Below are 22,576 nucleotides of genomic sequence, written 5' to 3' on the forward strand. Positions count from 1 at the left end.
ACCCTGCCCGCGGTGGTGAGCGTGACCGAGAAGATCAACGAGCCGCGCTTCCCGTCCTTCAAGGGCATCATGGCCGCGAAGAAGAAAGAGGTGACGGTGCTGACCCTCGCCGAGATCGGGGTCGAAAGCGACGAGGTCGGCCTCGAGAACGCCGGCTCGAAGGTGCTGTCGTCGACGCCCAAGCCGCCGAAGACCGCGGGTGAGAAGGTCACCGACGAGGGCGAGGGCGGTAACCAGATCTCCCAGTACCTGGTCGCCCAGAAGATCATCTAGTCGAGCACCCATCCCACAGACGAGAAGAGCGAAGAAACCATGGCTGAAGTTTTGGTGCTCGTTGAGCACGCCGAAGGCGCCCTGAAGAAGGTCACCTCCGAATTGATCACCGCCGCCCGCCCGCTGGGCGAGCCGGCCGCCGTCGTCGTCGGCAAGCCCGGCACGGCCGCGCCCCTGATCGACGGTTTGAAGGAGGCGGGCGCCGCCAAGATCTATGTCGCCGAGTCCGACGACGCCGAGAACTACTTGATCACCCCGGTGGTCGACGTGCTGGCCTCGCTCGCCGAGTCGAACGCTCCGGCGGCCGTGCTGCTGGCCGCCAACGCCGACGGCAAAGAGGTCGCGGGCCGGCTCGCCGCCCGGATCGGATCCGGCCTGCTGGTCGACGTGGTCGGCGTCCAGGAGGGCAACAAGGCGGTGCACTCCATCTTCGGTGGCGCGTTCACCGTCGAGTCGCAGGCCAACGGCGACACCCCGGTCATCACGGTCCGCGGCGGCGCCATCGACGCCGAGCCGCAGGCCGGTGCCGGCGAGCAGGTCACCGTCGAGGTACCGGCGCCCGCCGAGAACGCCACCAAGATCACGGCCCGTGAGCCGGCGGTCGCCGGTGACCGGCCGGAGCTCACCGAGGCCTCGATCGTGGTGTCCGGTGGCCGCGGCGTGGGCAGCGCGGAGAACTTCAGCGTGGTCGAGGCGCTGGCCGACTCGCTGGGCGCCGCCGTCGGTGCGTCGCGCGCCGCGGTCGACTCCGGCTACTACCCGGGCCAGTTCCAGGTCGGTCAGACCGGCAAGACGGTGTCGCCTCAGCTCTACATCGCGTTGGGGATTTCCGGTGCCATCCAGCACCGCGCGGGCATGCAGACCTCGAAGACCATCGTCGCGGTCAACAAGGACGAAGAGGCGCCGATCTTCGAGATCGCCGACTACGGCGTGGTGGGCGACCTGTTCAAGGTCGCCCCGCAGCTGACCGACGCCATCAAGGCGCGCAAGGGCTGAGGTCCGCTTGAGAGCCCCCGGCGCCGCGGCGCCGGGGGCTCTTGCGTCTCGAGGCTTGGGACTGTGTCCGCAGCGGGTACTGGCTGCTGGAATTTGATAGCGCGGGCGCTATCAAATTCCAGAGTCGGGAAGTGGTCCTGAAGCCGACTACCGCGCCCGGTAGCATCGCGCCGGTGCGCGGTCACACCCCAGGCCGGTTCGGTGAACCCGAAATGTCTTCCGCCCGAGGGCATCCGGGCTGCAAAGTTGGAAAGCCGTTCAATCGGACGTCAGTCGCCGACGCGCAGCCCGCCCGCCGGGACCCTGGCCGCCGCCCGAAAGCGCCAGTGCCGCACGGGCTTTCGATGCCGAGCGGCGCGCATCCTGGGCGCGTTGCCGGACGACGCGGGCCGACTCGCGCGTTTCTCGTGCCTGCGCGATGGCGTTTCCCAGCGGGGGCGGGGTCACCGCTTGGTCGGCGGCGCGGCGCCGGACGCGGGCGCGGTGCGATTTCTGCCGGCACGCCCCGCTGCAATAGCGCGCGTCGGCCCGGCCATGAAAGACCGTGCCGCATTCCCAGCAGTGCAACCGGCAAGCGACCATAACGGCATGTTACGCCTAACTGTAACGCTCAGCAACATTTGCGCCGTGGCGGCTTTGCGCTGGTAAGGTGACCTCTACCGGCAGATCAAGGCTGAACCCCAACGGTAATTCCGCTCGCCAGCAAACATTTTCGGATCCGGGGTTCGCCTTCACTACCTGGCACCGGGCATCAGTCTGAAGAAAGTCGGGAGATGCGCGAAGACGAGTGTGGATCCGCGTTTGGGCTCCGCCGGCCCGACTTTCTGAGCCGGATGCACGAGCAGCTCGACGAATTGGCCGCCGAACGCCAGCAGATGGCGCAGCTGCTCCAGGTAGCGATCGAGATCGGCTCCGATCTCGAGCTCGACGCGATACTGCACCGCATCGTGGCCGCCGCGATAGGCATGACCGGTGGCCGCTACGGCGCCATCGGGGTATGGGGGCCCGAGGGAACTCTGGCGTCCTTCGTGCACAGCGGGATGGCCGCGGATACCGTGCGGCGGGTCGGTCATCTGCCGGTGGGCAAAGGGCTGCTCGGCGCCCTGCGCGACCGTACAGAGCCGTTGCGCGTGGCCGACCTGTCCGACCATTCGACGGCCGTGGGGTTCCCGGAGCACCACCCGCCGATGCGGGCGTTCCTCGGCATGCCCATCATCATCCGCGGCGTGGTGTTCGGCAGCCTCTACGTCACCGACGACCGGCCCGGCCGCTGCTTCTGCGAGGCCGACGAGGTCACCGTCCGGGCGCTCGCGTCGGCGGCATCGGTGGCCATCGACAATGCCCGCTTGTTCGACCGGGTCCGCGCGGGCGCCCGGTGGACCGACGCCAGCCGCGAGATCAGCAACGCCCTGCTGTCCGAGTCGGGCCCCGGCGTGCAACCTCTGCAACTGATCGTCGAGCGCGCCGCCGAGCTGACGGACGCCGAGCAGGCGATCGTCCTCGTTCCGACCGACCCCGACCGGCCCAACGACGACTGCCTCGTCGTGTCCGCGGCGGTCGGCCTGCACGCGGATCAGGTTCTGGGGCAAGAGATCCCGGTCGACGGGTCCACCACCGGCGAGGTGTTTCGGGCCGGCTGGCCGCTGCTCACCGAGACATTTCGGCGTCCCATCCCGGCGTTCACCGACGTGGGCGAGCGACCCGCGATCGTGATGCCGCTCAGATCCGACCAGCAGACGTTGGGCGTGATCGTGGTGGCCCGTAACACCGATGCGGAGCCCTTCAATGAAACGCATCTCGACCTGGTTCGCGACTTCGCCGACCACGCGGCGATCGCCCTCACGCTGGCGACCGAACGGCGGAACGCGCGGGAGTTGAGCGTGCTGGTCGACCGGGAACGCATCGCCCGCGATCTGCACGACCAGGTGATCAGCCGCGTCTTCACCGTCGGGATGGACCTGCAGGGCGTCGTCGCCCGGCTTCGTTCACCGCAACTCGCTTCGCGGCTGACCAGATCCGTCAACGAGTTGCAGAACGTCATCGACGACATCCGGCGCACCGTCTTCGATCTCCAGCGCCCGCAGGCCCGGCGGCGCACGCTCGCCGAGCGCGTCCAGGACGCGATCGCGCGCCTCGCCGACGACGACAATCAGGGGACGACGCTGCGCATGGCGGGGACGATGACCGCGGTGAGCGACGAACTCGCCGAACACGCCGAAGCCGTCGTCAACGAAGCGCTCAGCAACGCTGTGCGGCACTCGGGGGCCGGGGCCATCGCCGTCGAGGTCACCGTCACCGACGAGCTGCTGCTCGAGATCACCGACGACGGGTGCGGGATTCCCGCCAATGGCCACCGCGCCGATGGTCTGGACGACATCGCCCGCCGTGCCAAAGACCTCGGCGGTGACTGCGCGATCACCAGTCCGCCCGGCGGCGGCACACGCGTCCGCTGGAGCGCGCCACTGCGGACTTCCTGACCCGGGCTCTGGAGGGGGAGCCCGGGTCAGCCCGCTCTCGCGACCACATTTCGTCACCTGACGTGCACGGACACGTCACAGCCACGATGCCGACTCGCTCATCGGCTACGCAACGTTGGTTGACATGAGCATTGCTTCTGTCCTGATTCCCAGCGACAAGGCCGAAGGCGCGACGGCGGCGTCGGCCGCCGGGCCGCACTACTCGCTCCTGCTGTCCACCGACGCCAGCATGATCGAGGCGGCGCAGCGGCTCCGGTATGAAGTCTTTTCCACCACCCCCGGCTTTGCACTGCCGACGAACGACGGCGAACGACGGGATGTCGACAGGTTCGACGAGCACTGCGACCACCTCCTGGTCCGCGACGACAGCACCGGCGAACTGGTGGGTTGCTACCGGATGCTGGCGCCGGCGGGCGCGATCGCGGCCGGGGGCCTCTACACCGCGACGGAGTTCGACATCCGCGCTTTCGACCCGATCAGGCCGTCGCTGGTGGAGATGGGACGCGCGGTGGTGCGCGAGGGCCACCGCAACGGCGGCGTCGTGCTGCTCATGTGGGCCGGCATCCTGGCCTACCTCGACCGCTACGGCTACGACTACGTGACCGGCTGCGTGTCGGTGCCGGTCTGCGGGGACGCCGACGACCCGGAGAATCTGGTTCCGGGCCGCCAGCTGCGGGGCGTCCGCGACTTCATCCTGGACCGACACGCCGCGCCGCAGCAGTACCGCGTGCGCCCGCACCGGCCGGTGGTCGTGGACGGCAAGGCGCTCGACGACATCCCGGCGCCCGCGCGCCCGTCGGTCCCGGCGCTGATGCGCGGTTACCTGCGGCTGGGCGCGCAGGTGTGCGGTGAGCCCGCGCACGACCCCGCCTTCGGGGTTGGCGATTTCTGCGTCCTGCTCGACAAAGGGCGCGCCGATACCCGATATCTCAAGCGGCTGCGGTCGGTGTCGGCGGCCTCGCAGATGGCCGGCGGCGACCGATGAACGCGCCCGCCCGCACCGGGCACCCCTGGCTGCCGCGCGCGACGTGTGACGCCGGTTGTGTGGGCCTCGGCGACGTGACCGCGTCATCGAGGCTTCTGGTGGCGCTGCGGGTCACGCTTCGCGTCATGCTGGCCCTGCTGCTGGCGCCGGGGGTGGCGCTGCTGGCGGTGCCGCTGCCGGGCCGCACGCGCGTGCAGCGCATCTACTGCCGGATGGTGTTGCGCTGCTTCGGCATCCGGATCACGGTGACCGGCAGCCCGATTCGCAACCTGCGCGGGGTTCTGGTGGTCAGCCCGCACATGTCCTGGCTCGACGTCTTCGCCATCGGCTCGGTGTTGCCGGGGTCGTTCGTCGCCCGGGCCGATATGTTCACCGGGCCCGCAACGGGCATCGTGGCCCGCATCCTGAAGATCATCCCGATCGAGCGGTCCAGTCTGCGGTTGTTGCCAGCGGTGGTCGACACCGTCGCCCGCCGGCTGAGCGGCGGCCAGACCGTCGTGTGCTTCCCGGAGGGCACCACCTGGTGCGGTCGAGACGGCGGGGCGTTCTATCCCGCGATGTTCCAGGCCGCGATCGACGCCGGCCGTCCGGTGCAGCCACTTCGGCTGACCTACCACCACGTCGACGGCAGCGTCTCGACCGTGCCGGCCTTCGTCGGCGACGAGACCCTGGTCGGATCCATCCGCCGGCTGCTGACCGTGCGACGCACGCTGGCGCGGGTGCACGTCGAATCCCTGCAGCTCCCGGGGACGGATCGGCGAGCGCTGGCGAGCCGCTGCCAGTCGGTGGTGGGCGGCACAGCCGCCCGGCCCGCCCGGCGCGGACGCGTGCTGCTGGCCTCCTAGCCAAATGGTGGCGACCCGCAGCGCCCGGCAACGCCGCGCTTGCGATCGCCAGTAGGCCCGGTGGAACTTTCACCTGCCGGTATCGTGGGTCGCGTCATGGTCTACCTCGATCACGCCGCTACCACGCCGATGCACCCCGCCGCCGTCGAGGCGATGGCGGCGGTGCTCGGCACCGTCGGCAACGCCTCCTCGCTGCACACCAGCGGGCGGGCGGCGCGGCGGCGGATCGAGGAATCCCGCGAGCAGATCGCGGCCAAGCTGGGCGCTCGCCCGTCCGAGATCATCTTCACCGCGGGCGGTACCGAGAGTGACAACCTGGCCGTCAAGGGCATCTACTGGGCCCGGCGCGCCGCCGATCCGCAGCGCCGGCGCATCGTTACCAGCGAGGTCGAACACCACGCCGTGCTGGATTCGGTGAACTGGCTCGTCGAGCACGAGGGCGCCGAGGTGACCTGGCTACCCACCGACGCCGACGGCTCGGTGTCGGTGGCCGCGTTGCGCGAGGCGCTTACACGCCACGACGACGTCGCGCTGGTGTCGGTGATGTGGGCCAACAACGAGGTCGGCACCGTGCTGCCGGTCGCCGAACTGGCCGCAGTGGCCGCCGAGTTCGGGGTTCCCATGCACAGCGATGCAGTGCAGGCGGTGGGGCAGTTGCCCGTCGACTTCGCCGCCAGCGGGCTGTCGGCGATGAGCGTCACGGCCCACAAGTTCGGCGGTCCGCCCGCCGTGGGGGCGCTGCTGCTGCGCCGCGACGTCACCTGCGTGCCGCTGTCGCACGGCGGCGGCCAGGAGCGTGACATCCGTTCCGGCACACCCGATGTCGCCGGCGCCGTGGGCATGGCGGCGGCGGCCCGGATCGCGGTCGACGGCCTCGAACCCAACGCTGCGCGCATGCGGGCGCTGCGCGACCGGCTGGTCGAGGGGGTGCTGGCCGGCATCGACGACGTCAGCCTCAACGGCGCCCGCGACCCGCTGAGGCTGCCCGGCAACGCGCACTTCACCTTCCGCGGCTGCGAGGGCGATGCGCTGTTGATGCTGCTGGACGCCAACGGGATTGAGTGTTCGACCGGTTCGGCCTGCACGGCCGGCGTCGCGCAGCCCTCGCACGTGCTGACCGCGATGGGTGCCGATCCGGCCAGCGCCCGCGGATCGTTGCGACTCTCGTTGGGGCACACCAGCGTTGACGCCGACGTCGACGCCGTGTTGCGGGTGCTGCCCGGGGCCGTGGACCGCGCCCGACGGGCCGCGCTCGCCGCCGCGGGGGCGCCGTAAGTGAAGGTTCTCGCCGCGATGAGTGGTGGCGTCGACTCGTCCGTCGCCGCCGCTCGCATGGTCGACGCCGGGCACGACGTGGTCGGCGTGCACCTGGCGCTCTCCTCGGCGCCGGGCACGTTGCGCACCGGTTCGCGCGGCTGCTGCTCGAAGGAGGACGCGTCGGACGCGCGCCGCGTCGCCGACATCCTCGGAATCCCCTTCTACGTCTGGGATTTCGCGGAGAGGTTCAAGGCCGACGTGATCGACGATTTCGTCGAGTCCTACGCCCGCGGGGAAACACCCAACCCCTGCGTGCGGTGCAACCAGCGGATCAAGTTCTCGGCGCTGTCGGCGAAAGCCCTTGCGCTGGGCTTCGACACGGTCGCGACGGGCCACTACGCGCGGCTGTCGGGCGGACGGCTGCGCCGGGCCGTCGACCAGGACAAGGATCAGTCGTACGTGCTGGCCGTGCTGACCGCCGAGCAGTTGCGGCATGCGGCGTTTCCGATCGGGGACACCCCCAAACCGGAGATCCGGGCCGAGGCGGCCCGTCGCGGGCTGGCCGTCGCCGATAAGCCCGACAGCCACGACATCTGCTTCATCCCGTCCGGGAACACCCGGGCGTTCCTGGGCGAGCGGATCGGGGTGCGTCGCGGGGCCGTCGTCACGGCCGACGGCGCCGTGCTGGCCACCCACGACGGGGTGCACGGCTTCACCATCGGGCAGCGCAAGGGCCTGGGCATCGCCGGGCCGGGACCCGATGGCCGCCCGCGATACGTCACGTCCATCGACGCCGAGACGGGGACGGTTCAGGTGGGCGAGGCCGCCGACCTCGACATCCGCGCGCTGGTCGGGCGGTCCCCGGTCTTCACCGCGGGGACCGCGCCCCGCGGCCCCGTCGAGTGCGAGGTGCAGGTGCGGGCGCACGGTGAAACGGCCGGGGCCGTCGCCGAGTTGGTGAACGACGAGCTCGTCGTGCGGTTGCGGGTTCCGCTGCGCGGGGTGGCGTGCGGCCAGACGCTGGTGCTGTACCGCCCCGACACCGACGGCGACGAGGTGCTCGGCAGCGCCACGATCGCCGGCACCTCCCGCTGATCGGCGGCTCCAAGGATCCGTTGAGGATGCGCCAAGGGCCGTCTCCGAACCTTTCCCTGACAGCCAGGAAAGGAATCGGCCGACATGAGCACACACCAGATCGCGGCGCGGGAGGTGCCGACAGTTCAGACCAACGCCCTTGCCATCGCGGCGTTCGTGCTGAGCCTGATGGGCATGTACGGCAGCCCGATCTTCAGCGGCATCCTCGCCGTCGCGGCGTTGCACCAGGCGAAGCACCGCGAGCAGAACGGTTACTCGCTGGCGATCGCCGCCCTGGCGGTCTCCGTGGCATTCACCGCCTTACACGTCGCGATGTGGATCCACTCCGGTCAGGCGAATTTCGAGCTGTTCACGACGGCGCACTGGTGAGCTAGCCGGGAACATTTGCGGTGATGTTCGTCATCACGATGTCGGACACCGATTGCGCAAAGCCGCAGAACGTGACCTCCACCATGGCCACCGACACCACCCGGTAGTCGCGCCCGCAGCCGCCGGGCCCCAGGTGCAGCGAGTTCGCGTTGGCGCTCCAGTCACCGACCAGCAGCTGGCCCGACGAGCCGCCCGCGCAGTTTCCGACGGCGGTCACCAGGGCGCCGAAGGCGCGCCGCGCGGTGTCGACGTCCCGGTAGGCCGCGGCGCCCTCGGAGATCAGCGCGCCGTCGGGCGGGTCCTGGAAGGTCGTCTTGTGGAACTCCTCGATATCCGGCCCGAACGTCGCAGTCTCGGCGTAGAGGAACCGGCATTCGGCGGGCGTGGTGTCGGCGAGCGCGTCGATGTCCACCGGCCGGCTGCCATCCATCGAGGGAATGATCGTCAGGTGCTCACCGGCGCCGGTGATCGCGCGCATCCGCGGCTGATCCAGGAGGATCGTGTCGACGTTGACGCCGTGCACGCCCTTGGCGCCGGGCCCGAATCCCGGCAGGGCGGTGCCGCCCACCACGCGGGTGCACGCCGTCAGCAGCACCGCGCCGCACAACAGCAGCCACCCCGTGAGTCTCGCTCTGCGCCACACCCTTCGCACCCTTCTCGGCTTGAACCTACCCGCCCCGAACACCCCTGGCGACCGTCGTGCTATCCGACGTCGAATACGGTTGGCCGGTGAGTGTTTTCGCGACCGCCAGCGGCGTCGGATCCTGGCCGGGTGCCGCGGCCCGCCCGGCCGCCGAGATTGTCGTCGGCGAGTTGGCGGGCGCGCTGGCCCACATCGTCGAGTTGCCCGCCCGGGGAGTGGGCGCCGACCTGCTGGGGCGCGCCGGCGCGCTGTTGATCGACGTGGCCATCGACACGGTGCCGCGCGGCTACCGCATCGTCGCCCGGCCCGGCGCGGTGACCCGCCGCGCGGTCAGCCTTCTCGACGAGGACATGGACGCGCTGGAGGAGGCCTGGGAGGCGGCGGGGTTGCGCGGCGCCGGGCGCGTCGTCAAGGTGCAGGCCCCCGGGCCGGTCACGCTCGCCGCCGGGCTCGAGCTGGCCAACGGGCACCGGGCCATCACCGATCCGGGCGCGGTGCGCGACCTGGCGGCGTCGCTGGCCGAGGGCGTCGCGGCGCACCGGGCGGCGCTGGCCCGGCGGCTCGACACGCCGATGGTGGTGCAGTTCGACGAGCCGTCGCTGCCGGCGGCCCTGGGCGGGCAGCTGACCGGGGTGACGGCGCTGAGTCCGGTCGCCGCGCTCGACGAGGCGGTTGCCGAGGCGCTGCTGAACGCCTGCGTCGCGGGCGTGGGTGCCGAGGTGCTGCTGCACAGTTGCACCCCCGGGCTGCCGTGGGAGCTGTTGCAGCGCAGTGGCATTGGTGCAGTTTCGGTTGACGCGGGCACGCTGCGGGCACCGGATCTGGACGGCATCGCCGCGTTCGTCGAATCGGGCCGCACCGTGATGGTCGGCGTCGTCGAGACCAGCGCCCCGCACCGGCGGCCGTCGGCCGAAGAGGTGGCCGCGGCGGTGGTCGCGGTGACCGACCGACTCCCGTTCGAGCGTTCCGCGCTGCGCGATCGCGTCGGTGTCACGCCGGCGTGCGGGCTGGCGGGGGCGACGCCGGAGTGGGCCCGCGCCGCGATCGGGCTCGCCCGCAAGGCCGCCGAGGCGTTCGCGGAGGATCCGGACGCCATCTAGGGACGCCGCTTCGGGCCGTTGCGGGGCGAGCGGGCGCAATTTTTCGCCACGCCCGCCACATCGGTTCCAGCCGCCACACCAGTCACGGCTCGGAAGCGATGTATCTTTTGTCCACCTCGGAGCGACAATTTTCGGGCCTGCTCCCGGCCGGGTCAGCTGTCGCTGTGAGGTGGACCGATAGTGCACCCGCTCCCGCAGGGGCGCGTGGGGCAGATGTGACCGCGGCGGCGTAGTCCGGCTCGTCGGCGTCCTCGGATAACCTGCCAGGGTGAGCTCAGCAGAAGGCGATTCGGTGTCGCCGGAGGTTCGCAGGCACTGGCAGGAACTGGCCGATCAAGTCCGGGAACATCAGTTCCGTTACTACATCAAAGACGCTCCGATCATCTCCGACGCCGAGTTCGACACGATGTTCAACGAGCTCGTCGCGCTGGAAGAGCGTTTCCCGGAGTTGCGGGTGCCCGACTCGCCGACGCAGCTGGTCGGCGGGGCCGGCTTCGCCACCGATTTCACCGAGGCCGAGCACCTCGAGCGGATGCTGAGCTTGGACGACGTGTTCGACCGCGACGAGTTGCTGGCCTGGAGCAATCGCGTCGAAAACGAGATCGGCCCTGACCCGTATTACTTGTGCGAGCTCAAGATCGATGGAGTGGCGCTGTCGCTGGTGTACCGCGGGGGCCGGCTGGAGCGCGCCGCCACCCGCGGTGACGGCCGAGTCGGCGAGGACGTGACGCTCAACGCGCGCACCATCGACGATGTGCCCGAGCGGCTGAGTATCAACGACCACTTCCCGATTCCGGACGTGCTCGAGGTGCGTGGCGAGGTCTTTTTTCTGCTCGCCGATTTCGAGGCGCTCAACGCCAGCCTGGTCGACGAGGGCAAGGCACCGTTCGCCAATCCACGCAACAGCGCGGCCGGTTCCCTGCGCCAGAAAAACCCGGCGGTTACCGCGCGGCGCAAGCTCCGGATGATCTGCCACGGCATCGGCCGCACCCAAGGGTTCGCGCCAAAGACGCTGCACGAGGCCTACACCGCGCTGCACGCGTGGGGGCTACCGGTGGCCGAACAGACCGCACGCGTGCGCGGGGTCGGCGCCGTGGAGGATCGGATCAGGTACTGGGGCGAGCACCGCTACGACATCGACCACGAAATCGACGGTGTTGTCGTCAAAGTCGACGACTTCCCGTTGCAGCGCCGCCTGGGTGCGACGTCCCGGGCGCCGCGGTGGGCCGTCGCCTACAAATATCCGCCCCAGGAGGCGCAGACGAAACTGCTCGACATCCGGGTGAATGTCGGGCGCACCGGCCGCGTCACGCCGTTCGCGTTCATGACGCCCGTCAAGGTCGCCGGGTCGACGGTGGGGCTGGCCACCCTGCACAACGCCGCCGAGGTCAAGCGCAAGGGCGTCTTGATCGGCGACACCGTGATGATCCGCAAGGCCGGTGACGTGATCCCGGAGGTGCTCGGTCCCGTCGTCGACCTGCGTGATGGCTCCGAGCGCGAATTCGTCATGCCGACAACGTGTCCCGAGTGCGGAACCCCGCTCGCCCCCGCGAAGGAGGGCGACGCCGACATCCGCTGCCCCAACGCCCGGTCCTGCCCGGCGCAGTTGCGGGAGCGGGTGTTTCACGTCGCCGGCCGCGGCGCGCTGGACATCGAGGGGCTGGGTTACGAGGCCGCCATCGCGCTGCTGAAAGCCGGGGTGATCGGCGACGAGGGGGACCTGTTCACCCTCACCGAGGAAGACCTCTTGCGCACCGAACTCTTCCGGACGAAGGCCGGTGAGTTGTCCGCCAACGGCAAGCGGCTGCTGGCCAATCTGGACAAGGCCAAGGCCGCCCCGTTGTGGCGGGTGCTGGTGGCGTTGTCGATCCGGCACGTCGGGCCGACGGCCGCCCGCGCGCTGGCCACCGAGTTCGGGAACCTCGAGGCCATCGAGGCGGCGTCCACCGAGCAGCTGGCCGCGGTCGAGGGCGTCGGCCCCACGATCGCCGCCGCGGTCACCGAATGGTTCACCGTCGACTGGCACCGCGCGATCGTCGACAAGTGGCGGGCGGCCGGGGTGCGGATGGCCGACGAACGCGACGCCAGCGTCCCGCGCACATGCGAGGGCCTGACCATCGTGGTCACCGGTTCGCTGACGGGCTTCTCCCGCGACGACGCCAAGGAGGCGATCGTGTCGCGCGGCGGCAAGGCCGCGGGTTCGGTGTCGAAGAAGACCGACTACGTCGTCGCCGGCGACGCGCCCGGATCCAAATACGACAAGGCGGTGGAGTTGGGAGTGCCGATCCTCGACGAGGATGGCTTCCGAAAGTTGTTGGCCGAGGGGCCTGCCGAGGAGCCGACCGCCGGGTGACGCGTCAGCGCAGCATGGTCGCCACGATCCCGGCGAGGTAGCCCAACCGGGCCACCTCCGACGGCCGGAATTCCGGTCCGGGGCGGCCGAGCACCACCGCCGTGTGCGGGTCGCCCAACGGCGCCGCGACCATCGTCGTGTTCATGTCACGCCACGCCTGCGGCACCCACTCGGCGCTGCCGTCCAGCGCCATCGCGCGCTCGATCGGCAGCCACGGGGCCGAATCGGCCTTGGTTTCGGGAGCGCCCGGGCTGCCGGCGAGGCGCTGCAGCTCGCCGCCCGAACTGCGCAACACGGTGCACCAGCTGACCCGCAGCACCCTGGGCGCCTCGTCGGCCAGGACCTGCAGCCGCGAGGCGTTGCCGCCGGCGGCGGCGACGTGGTCGAGGAGCTCCAGCTCGCGGTGGGCCTCCAGCAGGCCGGTGTGCGGCCGGACGCTGTCCACGCGGACGTTGGGCAGCGACTCGGCCGCGGTGATCAGCCGGTCCGGCATCGCCCCGGCCGGCAGCTCGATGACCAGGTCGTCGATCGCATACCCCGCGTTGCGCTCCACCACGTCGAGCGACAAGATGTCGGCGCCCGCCGAGCCGAGCGCCACCGCCAGCGAGCCCAGGCTGCCCGGGCGGTCGGCCAGTTCGATGCGCAAGAGATACGACGGCACGGCCAACACTGTCGCACAGCTATGTATCCACAACATTTCGGCCAGCCCTGACTGCCAGGCGGTCTCAGCCACCCGACGGGGCTGATGGCCCGGCTCCTCAGCGGCGCCCGCTGCGCCGCATCGTCACCGGGCTAGGCTTTCCTGTCGTGTCTCAGATCTCCCGCGACGACGTGGCGCACCTGGCCCGGCTGGCCCGGCTGGCGTTGACCGATGCCGAGCTGGACAGCTTCGCCGGCCAGCTTGACGCCATCCTGACCCACGTCAGCCAGATCCAGGCGGTCGACATCACGGGCGTCGAACCGACCGACAACCCCCTGAAGGACGTCAACGTCACCCGTCCCGACGAAATGACGCCGTGCCTGACGCAGGCCGAGGCGCTGGCGGCAGCACCCGAGGCCGTCGACGGCCGCTTCGCCGTGCCGCAGATCCTGGGGGACGCCGAGTGACCGAGATCGTGCGCTCCGACGCCGCGACGCTGGCCGCCCGGGTCGCCGCGAAGGAGCTTTCCTCCACCGAGATCACCCGGGCCTGCCTCGACCGGATCGCGGCGACCGACGACCGCTACCACGCGTTTCTGCACGTGGCGGCCGACGAGGCGCTGGCGGCCGCCGCCGCCGTCGACAAAGCGGTGGCCGCGGGCGAGCGCCCGCCGTCGGCGCTGGCCGGGGTCCCGCTGGCGCTCAAGGACGTGTTCACCACCGTCGACATGCCCACCACCTGCGGCTCCAAGATCCTCGAGGGCTGGCGTTCCCCCTACGACGCGACCGTCACCGCGCGGCTACGCGCCGCCGGCATCCCGATCCTGGGCAAGACGAACATGGACGAGTTCGCGATGGGCAGCTCGACGGAGAACTCCGCGTATGGGCCCACCCGCAACCCGTGGGACCTGGAGCGGGTGCCCGGCGGCTCCGGGGGCGGCAGTGCGGCGGCGCTGGCCGCGTTCCAGGCGCCGCTGGCCATCGGCACCGACACGGGCGGCTCCATCCGCCAGCCGGCCGCCCTCACGGCGACGGTCGGTGTCAAGCCCACCTACGGCACGGTGTCCCGCTACGGCCTGGTCGCCTGCGCGTCGTCGCTGGATCAGGGCGGCCCGTGCGCGCGCACCGTGCTGGACACCGCGCTGCTGCACCAGGTGATCGCCGGGCACGACGGCCGGGACTCGACCTCCGTCGACGCCCGGGTGCCCGACGTCGTGGCCGCCGCCAGGGCCGGCGCGACCGGTGACCTCAAGGGCGTGCGCGTCGGGGTGGTCCGGCAGCTGCGCGGCGAGGGCTACCAGCCGGGGGTGCTGGCGTCGTTCGAGGCCGCGGTCGAGCAGTTGACCGCTCTGGGCGCCGAGGTCAGCGAAGTCGACTGCCCCCACATCGGTCACGCGCTGGCCGCTTACTACCTGATCCTGCCGTCCGAGGTGTCCAGCAACCTGGCCCGCTTCGACGCGATGCGCTACGGGTTGCGGGTCGGTGACGACGGCACCCGCAGCGCCGAGGAGGTCATGGCGCTGACCCGCGCCGCCGGCTTCGGGCCGGAGGTCAAGCGGCGCATCATGATCGGCACCTACGCGCTGTCGGCCGGTTACTACGACGCCTATTACAACCAGGCGCAGAAGGTGCGCACGCTGATCGCCCGGGACCTCGACAAGGCGTACGAGTCCGTCGACGTGGTCGTGTCGCCCGCGACCCCGACCACCGCCTTCCCGCTGGGCGAGAAGGTGGACGATCCTTTGGCGATGTACCTGTTCGACCTGTGCACGCTGCCGCTGAACCTGGCCGGCCACTGCGGCATGTCGGTTCCGTCGGGGCTGTCGCCGGACGACGGCCTCCCGGTCGGCCTGCAGATCATGGCGCCGGCGCTGGCCGATGACCGGCTGTACCGGGTGGGCGCCGCCTACGAGGCTGCCCGCGGCCCGCTGCCGAGCGCGATCTAGGCGTCTGCTCGGCGCGGCGGACCCGCCGCAGGGCAAGATAAGGGCATGCGGATCGGAGTTCTGACCGGAGGTGGCGACTGCCCGGGGCTGAACGCCGTCATCCGGGCGGTGGTGCGCACCTGCGACGCCCGGTACGGCTCGTCGGTGGTCGGCTTTCAGGACGGGTGGCGCGGGTTGCTGGAGAACCGGCGCATCCAACTGCAGAACGACGACCGCAACGACCGGCTGCTGGCCAAGGGCGGCACGATGTTGGGGACCGCTCGGGTCCATCCCGACAAGTTGCGGGCCGGGCTGGACCAGATCAAGCAGACTCTGGACGACAACGGCATCGACGTGCTCATCCCGATCGGCGGGGAAGGCACCCTGACCGCCGCGCACTGGCTGTCCGAGGAGAACGTTCCCGTCGTCGGGGTGCCGAAGACCATCGACAACGACATCGATTGCACCGACGTCACTTTCGGTCACGACACCGCGCTGACGGTGGCAACCGAGGCCATCGACCGCCTGCACAGCACCGCCGAATCCCACCAGCGGGTGATGCTGGTGGAGGTGATGGGCCGGCACGCCGGCTGGATCGCGCTGAACGCCGGCCTGGCTTCCGGCGCGCACATGACGCTTATCCCCGAACAGCCCTTCGACGTCGAGGAGGTGTGCCGGCTGGTCAAACGTCGCTTCCAGCGCGGAGATTCGCACTTCATCTGTGTGGTGGCGGAGGGCGCCAAACCCATTCCGGGTTCGATCTCTTTGCGCGAAGGCGGAATTGACGAGTTCGGTCACGAGAAGTTCACCGGCGTTGCGGCCCAACTGGGTGCCGAGGTGGAGAAGCGGATCAACAAGGACGTCCGGGTGACCGTGCTGGGCCACGTCCAGCGCGGCGGGACCCCGACGGCCTATGACCGGGTCCTGGCCACCCGGTTCGGCGTCAATGCGGCCGACGCCGCGCACGCGGGGGAATACGGTCAGATGGTGTCGCTGCAGGGGCAGGACATCGGTCGAGTGGCGCTGGCCGACGCCGTGCGCCAGCTCAAGCTGGTGCCCGAAAGCCGCTACGACGACGCCGCCGCCTTCTTCGGCTGACCCCGGCGGGCAAACGGCGGGTGACTCCGGCCTGACCCCGACCTGACTCCGGCCCGACAAGGCCTGAATTGCCGGCCTTTGACCTGCCAGGGACGCGTCGGGGAAAATTCGTGGTTTCCCGACGGGTTCCCAGCGGTTATACCGGGGTGGTGAGCAACCGCGGTTCGAGTCGCGGAGTCGTTCAGCACCCCGCGGCGTCGGCGGGGCCACCGGGTCCGCCGGTGCGCCCGCCGCGTACCCCCGGCCGGCGCATCGACGCCGATCCGGCGGCCGCGACGGTGCCGCAGCCCACGCGCGCCGATCCATCAATCCGCAGGCCGCCGATCAGGCCAGCACCCGCCCCGCCAGCACCCGCGCCGGCCCCGGCGTCGCGCGCGCCTTCGCGGCCGCGGCGGGGGCCGCTGCCGGGCGGAATGGCACTGGACGGGCTCGACCAGCAGGCGCGGCAGGACTCCTCCGGGTTCAGCTGGCGCGAAGTCGTCCACCGCGTGACCGGTGTCGACCTCGGCCCCGGCAAAGACGCGCAGTACAAAGAGGACCTGCGCCACCGCATCCGGGTGGCCGTGGGCGGCGCATTCCCGATTGCCGTTCTCAACCTCAAGGGCGGCGTCGGCAAGACCGCGGTGGTGGAGGCGCTGGGGTCGACGTTCGCCGCCGTGCGTCACGACCGGATCATCGCCGTCGACATCGACGCCGGCGACCTGGGGGAGCGGCATGGCCGTCCCAACTCCGTGGGCATGCCCGAGCTGCTCGCCGACAAGGCGGCCACGAATTATGTGGACGTCCGGGCGCACACCTACATGAACAACTTCGGCCTGGAAGTGCTCGGATTGCCCGACTATGCGCACACCGACTGGCGGCTGGAGCGGCACGACGTGGTCAGGGCGTTCTCGCTCTTGCGTAACCACTATTCGGTGGTGTTGGTGGACTGCGCCAAGGCGCTCAATTCGGGTGTGATGGACGCGGTCCTGCCCGAGGCGCGGGCGCTGGTCGTGGTGACCAGCACCTCGATCGACGCGATACGGAAGACCGCTACCACCCTGGATTGGTTGGGCAACAACGGGTATCAACCATTGGTGCGGTCGACGGTACTTGCGATCAACCACGTCGAGCCGGCCAAGCTGGACCTGCTGGCCGCCAGGGAACTCGAGCGGCTGTCCGCACGCGTCGCCGCGACGGTGGTGCTGCCGTTCGATCGCCACATACATGAGGGCAAGCAGATCGAGCTCGACCGACTGAGCAAGGAAAGTCGCCGCAGCTACCTCGAGATGGCGGCCGTGCTGGCCGACATGTTCGCCGGCCGGGGCGGGGAGCGCAACCGGATCCCGGCGCCCCGCTCGCCGCACTGGCCCTGAGATCGCCCGGTCCCGCCGCGCTCGCGGTCACCACTGGGCTGATGGTGGTGACCCGCTTCGCCCGGCGCCGCCGCGCTCGCGGTCACCACTGGGCTGATGGTGGTGACCCGCTTCGCCCGGCGCCGCCGCGCTCGCGGTCACCACTGGGCTGACGGTGGTGACCCGCTTCGCCCGGCGCCGCCGCGCTCGCGGTCACCACTACGATCGACGGCATGAGTGTTGCTGCCGGCGCCGATCTCATGGACTACGACGACGTCATCGCGCGTTTCGACCCGGTACTCGGTCTCGAGGTGCACGTCGAGCTGTCGACCGTCACCAAGATGTTCTGCGGCTGCTCCACCGCCTTCGGCGCCGAACCCAACACCCAGGTATGCCCGGTGTGCCTCGGCCTGCCCGGTTCGCTTCCGGTGCTCAACCGCACCGCGGTGGAGTCGGCCATCCGGATCGGGCTTGCGCTGAACTGCGAGATCGTGCCGTGGTGCCGCTTCGCCCGGAAGAACTACTTCTACCCGGACATGCCGAAGAACTATCAGATTTCCCAATACGACGAGCCGATAGCCATCAATGGATACCTCGAAGCGCCGTTGGACGACGGCACCACCTGGCGGGTCGAGATCGAGCGCGCGCACATGGAGGAAGACACCGGCAAGCTGACCCACCTGGGCAGTGAGACCGGCCGGATCCACGGCGCCACCACCTCGCTGCTCGACTACAACCGCGCCGGCGTGCCGCTGATCGAGATCGTGACCAAGCCCATCGTCGGCGCCGGCGCCCGAGCGCCTCAGATCGCCCGCGCCTATGTCACGGCCTTGCGAGATCTGTTGCGCGCCTTGGACGTATCCGATGTCCGGATGGACCAGGGTTCAATGCGTTGCGATTCCAACGTGTCGCTGATGCCGACCGGAACGACCGAGTTCGGCACCCGCACCGAGACGAAGAACGTCAACTCGCTGAAAAGCGTCGAGGTCGCCGTGCGCTACGAAATGCAGAGGCAGGGCGCCATCCTGGCGTCCGGTGGCCGGATCATCCAGGAAACCAGGCACTTTCACGAAGCGGGGTACACCAGCCCGGGCCGCGCCAAGGAGACCGCGCAGGATTACCGCTATTTCCCCGAACCCGACCTGGAACCGGTCGCGCCCAGCCGGGAACTGGTCGAGCAGCTGCGCCAGACCATCCCGGAGCTGCCGTGGCTGACCCGCAAGAGGATTCAGCAGGATTGGGGCGTTTCCGACGAGGTGATGCGCGATCTGGTCAACGCCGGCGCGGTGGAACTGGTCATCCAGACCGTCAAGCACGGTGCCGCCAGCGAGCAGGCGCGCGCCTGGTGGGGAAACTTCTTGGTGCAGAAGGCCAACGAGGCGAACGTCGGATTGGACGAACTGGCGATCACCCCGGCCCAGGTGGCCGCGGTGATCGCACTCGTCGACGAAGGCAAGCTTTCCAACAAGCTGGCCCGCCAGGTCGTGGAGGGCGTGCTGGCCGGCGAGGGCGAGCCCGAGCAGGTGATGACGTCACGCGGCCTGGAACTGGTGCGCGACGATTCGGTGACCCAGGCCGCGGTCGACGAAGCGCTGGCCGCCAATCCCGACGTGGCGGAGAAGATCCGCGGCGGCAAGGTGGCCGCGGCCGGGGCGATCGTCGGCGCGGTGATGAAGGCCACCCGCGGGCAGGCCGATGCGGCTCGCGTGCGCGAACTGGTGCTGGCCGCCTGCGGGCAGGGTTGACGGAAGTCGTTTTCCGCTAGGTCTTGTCGTCGTTGTTGCGCGGGAACCCGCCACCCTGCGGGAACAGCGGGAACACCACGTCGTCGAGCTTCTCGGCGTCCCCGGCGGTCTTGTTGACCGTTGCGCCCCAGACGTTTCCGTCCGGCGACATCCGCAGTGCCCAGGCGTGAGCATGGGTGTCCTTGCGCACCACGTCCGGTTCCCCGGTGACCGCACCCGTCGCCGGTGCCAGCCGCACGGCCACGGTCAGTTTGGTGTTGATCAGGTTGACCAGCACGGTCCCGTCCATCGCCGCGCAGCCCGCCACGCCGGGCTTGTCCGGCCAGGTCCACACCGTGGAGACCTCGGAGGTCTTGGTGATGCGCTGCAAGCGATCCGCCGTCGGCGTGCGATCGGCGACATAGAGCGAGCCGTCCACCGGGTCGATGCACAGGCCGCCGCCGGAGCCGACGCCGGACAGCGCCGTCGTGGGCGGCGCCTGGCCGATGGTGGTCGGCTGCTCGATGCGAAGGACCTTGCCCGCCAACGATTTGGGGTCGGCGGCCGCGGCGGGGTTGCCCGCGTCGCCCGTCATGACCACCAGCGTGGTGGGGCTGGTGAAGATCAGCGCTCCGGTATTGCCGGTGGCGCCTTTGGGAATCCCGGTGAGGATGTCCTTGGGGATGTCGCCGTCGGCCACCCGGATCACCCGGTTGTCGGACGGCGTGCTGATGTAGGCGTACATCAGCCGGTCTTGCGTGTAGGTCGGCGACAGCACGATGTCCATCAGGCCGCCGTCGCCGGACGGGTCGACCGGGATGACGGTCTTCACCTTCGGCTCGGCGCTGACCGAGATCTCCTTGACGGCGCCGGTGGTGCGCTCGGCGACCAGCGCGGTTTTGCTGTCGGGCCCCATGATCAGTCCGCTGGTGCTCTCCAGGCAGCCCTGCATCACGCCCGGCGCCGGGCACGCCTTGGGGAACGGCGTGGGCGGCAACGGCGGCGGTGGGGGAGGCGTCGAGCTGGGTTGGGGCTTGAGTTCCGGGTTGGTGGTGAAGGGCTGCGACTGGGCGTCGTTGAACCGTGCGCACCCGCTCGCGAGCAGCACCACCGCGCACAGCGTGGCAAAGCCGCACCGAACCGAGCGCCGTAGTCGCATGACCGACAGGCTACGGACAGGGCGGCCGCCGCCGCCACACGCCCGCGCCTGGCCGCCTGACGTGACGCGTTCGGAACACGTCTCGCGCTCAGGCGACGGCCCCGTCCGGTGACCGGAGCCCACCCGCTTCGGACGCCGCCGAGCCGCGGAAAAGGCCGTTCCGGGCCGATCCGGGCGGGTTTGGCGGGCAAACCACCGATTGCCTGGCGAAAGCGCCGCTCAAATCCCCAATTCAGCGGCAAATGCCCTTACCCTGACACGCGTGACCAGTCAATCGAATGACGGACATTGGCAGCGGCCCGGCGAATCCCCGGAGCCGGCCCAGGGACGCCCCGCGACGGCGCGCGTGGTTGACCCAGAAGACGATCTGACGCCCGTCGGTTACCCCGGCGACTTCAACCCCTCGACCGGAACCACCACCGTCATCCCCTACATGGGCGACCACGCCGCCGTGGGCGGGCCCAGGGCGACGGGTTATCACGTGCTCGACCAGCCGGAGCCCCTGCCCTATGTGCAGCCGCAGTCGTCCCGGCACGCGGCCGCCGAGCCCGCCGAGATCGACGGCGACGAACACCACGGCCGGCTGCACGAGGTCGGCCGGCGCGGAACCCAGCATCTGGGTTTGCTGGTGTTGCGGGTCGGCCTCGGTGTCGTGCTGGCCGCCCATGGGTTGCAGAAGCTGTTCGGCTGGTGGGGCGGCTCGGGCGTGGGCGGGTTCAAGAACTCGCTGTCCGACGTCGGCTACCAGCACGCCGACATCCTCGCCTACGTCAGCGCCGGCGGCGAGCTCGTCGCCGGGGTGCTGCTGGTGCTGGGGCTGTTCACCCCGGTGGCCGCGGCCGGTGCGCTGGCGTTCCTGATCAACGGCATGCTGGCCACCATCACCGCGCGGCCGCATCCGCACACCTTCACCTATTTCCTGCCTGACGGACACGAATACCAGATCACCCTGATCGTCATGGCGGTCGCGGTCATCCTCTGCGGGCCGGGCCGCTACGGTCTGGACGCGCGGCGCGGCTGGGCCCACCGGCCCTTCATCGGGTCGTTTGTCGCCCTGCTGGTCGGTATCGCCGCCGGCATCGCGGTGTGGGTCATGCTCAACGGGGTCAACCCGATCGCCTGACCCTCACGCATAGGGGTTGGGCACGCGCCCCGAGCTGGCCTCGGTCAGCTGCGGCAGCGTCGCGAACGTGACCGCGGGCAGGCGCACGTCCGCACCGCTCTTGAGGTGCGCGCGGGCCCACGAACCCCGGTGGAAGCGCAGCCCGTCGATCTCATCCCAGTCCACCGTCCGGCTGCCCAGCAGCGTCCGGACGGTCACGCCCCTGTCGTCGGCGACGGTGCGCAACCGGACGATCAGCGCCGCGAGCACCACCGGGATCACCAGCAGCGGCGCCGACGGCGGCCACAGCATCACCGGAATCAGCAACCCGAGGGTCACGAAACCGACGGCCAGGTGAGCGATCGGCGAGACCTTGATCACGACGGGCGTGTGGGAAGACGAACCGGTAGCCACCTGACCATCATTTCACCCGCCACGGGGACCGGATCTCCGCGCGGGCCGACGGCAGCGGGATTTGACTGCTGAGCTGTGCGAAGGCTACCGTCGGACGTTATGGATACCGCCGGACAGCCCGGGATGCTCGTAGTAATTGGTCGGCGCGTTGGTGCCTGACTAGCCTCTCGGCATTTGAAGCTATCCAGACCAACGCGCAACCCTCGTGCAGCAGATGAGCTGTCGGGGGTTTTTTGTTGCCCCGAGCGAGATTCCCAGAGTGAATAAGGAACAAAGACAGTGAGCGCACCCACCAGGCAGCACGCCACACAGCCACAGCGTGCCGCCGACGTCGCCTCCGACGCGGCGGAAACCCCCGCCGCCGCCCCCACCAAAAAGCCGAAACGTGTTGGGCCCGAGAAACTTACCGGCGCCCAGTCCGTGATCCGGTCGCTCGAGGAGATCGGGGTCGAGGTCATCTTCGGCATCCCCGGCGGCGCCGTGTTGCCGGTCTACGACCCGCTGTTCGACTCGAAAAAGCTTCGCCACGTGCTGGTTCGCCACGAGCAGGGCGCCGGCCACGCCGCCAGTGGCTACGCCCACGCGACCGGCAAGGTCGGGGTGTGCATGGCCACCTCGGGGCCCGGCGCCACCAACCTGGTCACGCCGCTGGCCGACGCCCAGATGGACTCGGTGCCCGTCGTCGCCATCACCGGCCAGGTCGGTCGCGCGCTGATCGGCACCGACGCCTTCCAGGAAGCCGACATCTCCGGCATCACGATGCCGATCACCAAGCACAACTTCCTGGT

The 22,576-nt window shown here is 70.1% G+C and carries 20 protein-coding genes and 1 pseudogene; 17 read left to right on the forward strand and 4 right to left on the reverse strand.

The window, feature by feature from the left end; genetic code table 11:
- From A9X04_RS01890 to A9X04_RS01925, 8 genes and pseudogenes are all read left to right on the forward strand, one after another.
- Positions 1-273, forward strand: a pseudogene (locus A9X04_RS01890) (electron transfer flavoprotein subunit beta); the annotation flags it as partial.
- A gap of 39 nt (positions 274-312) precedes the next feature.
- Positions 313-1,269, forward strand: coding sequence for an electron transfer flavoprotein subunit alpha/FixB family protein (locus tag A9X04_RS01895; protein WP_067917194.1), 957 nt, complete (start codon positions 313-315; stop codon positions 1,267-1,269).
- 833 nt (positions 1,270-2,102) lie between these two features.
- A complete protein-coding gene (locus A9X04_RS01900; protein ID WP_231985638.1) occupies positions 2,103-3,746 on the forward strand; it encodes a GAF domain-containing protein in 1,644 nt (547 codons plus the stop codon).
- 124 nt (positions 3,747-3,870) lie between these two features.
- Positions 3,871-4,731: a GNAT family N-acetyltransferase gene (locus tag A9X04_RS01905; RefSeq protein ID WP_067917198.1), complete on the forward strand. Its 861-nt coding sequence runs from the start codon at positions 3,871-3,873 to the stop codon at positions 4,729-4,731.
- Complete coding sequence (locus A9X04_RS01910; protein ID WP_067917200.1) at positions 4,728-5,576, forward strand: 1-acyl-sn-glycerol-3-phosphate acyltransferase; 849 nt, start codon at positions 4,728-4,730, stop codon at positions 5,574-5,576. The genes A9X04_RS01905 and A9X04_RS01910 overlap by 4 nt, the downstream gene beginning before the upstream one ends.
- A gap of 96 nt (positions 5,577-5,672) precedes the next feature.
- Positions 5,673-6,851, forward strand: coding sequence for a cysteine desulfurase family protein (locus tag A9X04_RS01915; RefSeq protein ID WP_067917230.1), 1,179 nt, complete (start codon positions 5,673-5,675; stop codon positions 6,849-6,851).
- The gene (gene mnmA / locus A9X04_RS01920; protein ID WP_156764179.1) at positions 6,852-7,928 is read left to right on the forward strand and encodes a tRNA 2-thiouridine(34) synthase MnmA; all 1,077 of its coding nucleotides are present in this window, start codon (positions 6,852-6,854) and stop codon (positions 7,926-7,928) included.
- An 84-nt stretch (positions 7,929-8,012) separates the two neighbouring features.
- Positions 8,013-8,297, forward strand: a complete 285-nt coding sequence (locus tag A9X04_RS01925) for a DUF4190 domain-containing protein (RefSeq protein WP_067917206.1) — start codon at positions 8,013-8,015, stop codon at positions 8,295-8,297.
- A gap of 1 nt (position 8,298) precedes the next feature.
- On the opposite strand, the gene A9X04_RS01930 is transcribed toward A9X04_RS01925, so the two are convergent.
- Entirely contained in the window at positions 8,299-8,940 is a 642-nt protein-coding gene (locus A9X04_RS01930; protein WP_067917207.1) for a sensor domain-containing protein, read from the reverse strand.
- A gap of 86 nt (positions 8,941-9,026) precedes the next feature.
- On the opposite strand from A9X04_RS01930, the gene A9X04_RS01935 reads away from it, so the two are divergent.
- Positions 9,027-10,040, forward strand: a complete 1,014-nt coding sequence (locus A9X04_RS01935; protein ID WP_067917234.1) for a methionine synthase — start codon at positions 9,027-9,029, stop codon at positions 10,038-10,040.
- A 268-nt stretch (positions 10,041-10,308) separates the two neighbouring features.
- Positions 10,309-12,393 (forward strand): NAD-dependent DNA ligase LigA, encoded by a 2,085-nt coding sequence (gene ligA, locus A9X04_RS01940; RefSeq protein WP_067917210.1) that lies wholly within the window; start codon positions 10,309-10,311, stop codon positions 12,391-12,393.
- A gap of 4 nt (positions 12,394-12,397) precedes the next feature.
- On the opposite strand, the gene A9X04_RS01945 is transcribed toward ligA, so the two are convergent.
- Positions 12,398-13,054 (reverse strand): amino acid-binding protein, encoded by a 657-nt coding sequence (locus A9X04_RS01945; RefSeq protein WP_156764180.1) that lies wholly within the window; start codon positions 13,052-13,054, stop codon positions 12,398-12,400.
- Between the two features lie 146 nt (positions 13,055-13,200).
- On the opposite strand from A9X04_RS01945, the gene gatC reads away from it, so the two are divergent.
- From gatC to gatB, 5 genes are all read left to right on the forward strand, one after another.
- The gene (gatC, locus tag A9X04_RS01950) at positions 13,201-13,500 is read left to right on the forward strand and encodes an Asp-tRNA(Asn)/Glu-tRNA(Gln) amidotransferase subunit GatC (protein ID WP_067917214.1); all 300 of its coding nucleotides are present in this window, start codon (positions 13,201-13,203) and stop codon (positions 13,498-13,500) included.
- Entirely contained in the window at positions 13,497-14,978 is a 1,482-nt protein-coding gene (gene gatA / locus A9X04_RS01955) for an Asp-tRNA(Asn)/Glu-tRNA(Gln) amidotransferase subunit GatA (protein WP_067917216.1), read from the forward strand. The genes gatC and gatA overlap by 4 nt, the downstream gene beginning before the upstream one ends.
- A 45-nt stretch (positions 14,979-15,023) precedes the next feature.
- Positions 15,024-16,055: an ATP-dependent 6-phosphofructokinase gene (locus A9X04_RS01960; protein ID WP_067917218.1), complete on the forward strand. Its 1,032-nt coding sequence runs from the start codon at positions 15,024-15,026 to the stop codon at positions 16,053-16,055.
- 149 nt (positions 16,056-16,204) lie between these two features.
- On the forward strand, positions 16,205-17,410 hold the full coding sequence (locus A9X04_RS01965) for a MinD/ParA family protein (RefSeq protein ID WP_231985637.1): 1,206 nt from the start codon (positions 16,205-16,207) through the stop codon (positions 17,408-17,410).
- A 212-nt stretch (positions 17,411-17,622) separates the two neighbouring features.
- A complete protein-coding gene (gene gatB / locus A9X04_RS01970; RefSeq protein WP_067917222.1) occupies positions 17,623-19,134 on the forward strand; it encodes an Asp-tRNA(Asn)/Glu-tRNA(Gln) amidotransferase subunit GatB in 1,512 nt (503 codons plus the stop codon).
- Positions 19,135-19,150: 16 nt separating this feature from the next.
- On the opposite strand, the gene A9X04_RS01975 is transcribed toward gatB, so the two are convergent.
- The gene (locus A9X04_RS01975; protein WP_067917224.1) at positions 19,151-20,272 is read right to left on the reverse strand and encodes a sorbosone dehydrogenase family protein; all 1,122 of its coding nucleotides are present in this window, start codon (positions 20,270-20,272) and stop codon (positions 19,151-19,153) included.
- Positions 20,273-20,534: 262 nt separating this feature from the next.
- Here A9X04_RS01975 and A9X04_RS01980 point away from each other — a divergent pair, with 262 nt between their 5' ends.
- A complete protein-coding gene (locus tag A9X04_RS01980; RefSeq protein WP_067917226.1) occupies positions 20,535-21,395 on the forward strand; it encodes a DoxX family protein in 861 nt (286 codons plus the stop codon).
- 3 nt (positions 21,396-21,398) lie between these two features.
- Here A9X04_RS01980 and A9X04_RS01985 read toward each other — a convergent pair whose 3' ends face one another.
- Positions 21,399-21,755, reverse strand: a complete 357-nt coding sequence (locus A9X04_RS01985; protein ID WP_067917228.1) for a PH domain-containing protein — start codon at positions 21,753-21,755, stop codon at positions 21,399-21,401.
- A 312-nt stretch (positions 21,756-22,067) separates the two neighbouring features.
- On the opposite strand from A9X04_RS01985, the gene A9X04_RS01990 reads away from it, so the two are divergent.
- Positions 22,068-22,576, forward strand: a 509-nt coding sequence (locus A9X04_RS01990) for a thiamine pyrophosphate-binding protein (RefSeq protein WP_255396472.1), incomplete at its 3' end; no start/stop codon positions are given.

This window comes from Mycobacterium sp. E3247 (assembly GCF_001667785.1).
In the GTDB taxonomy this organism is placed as follows: Bacteria; Actinomycetota; Actinomycetes; order Mycobacteriales; family Mycobacteriaceae; genus Mycobacterium.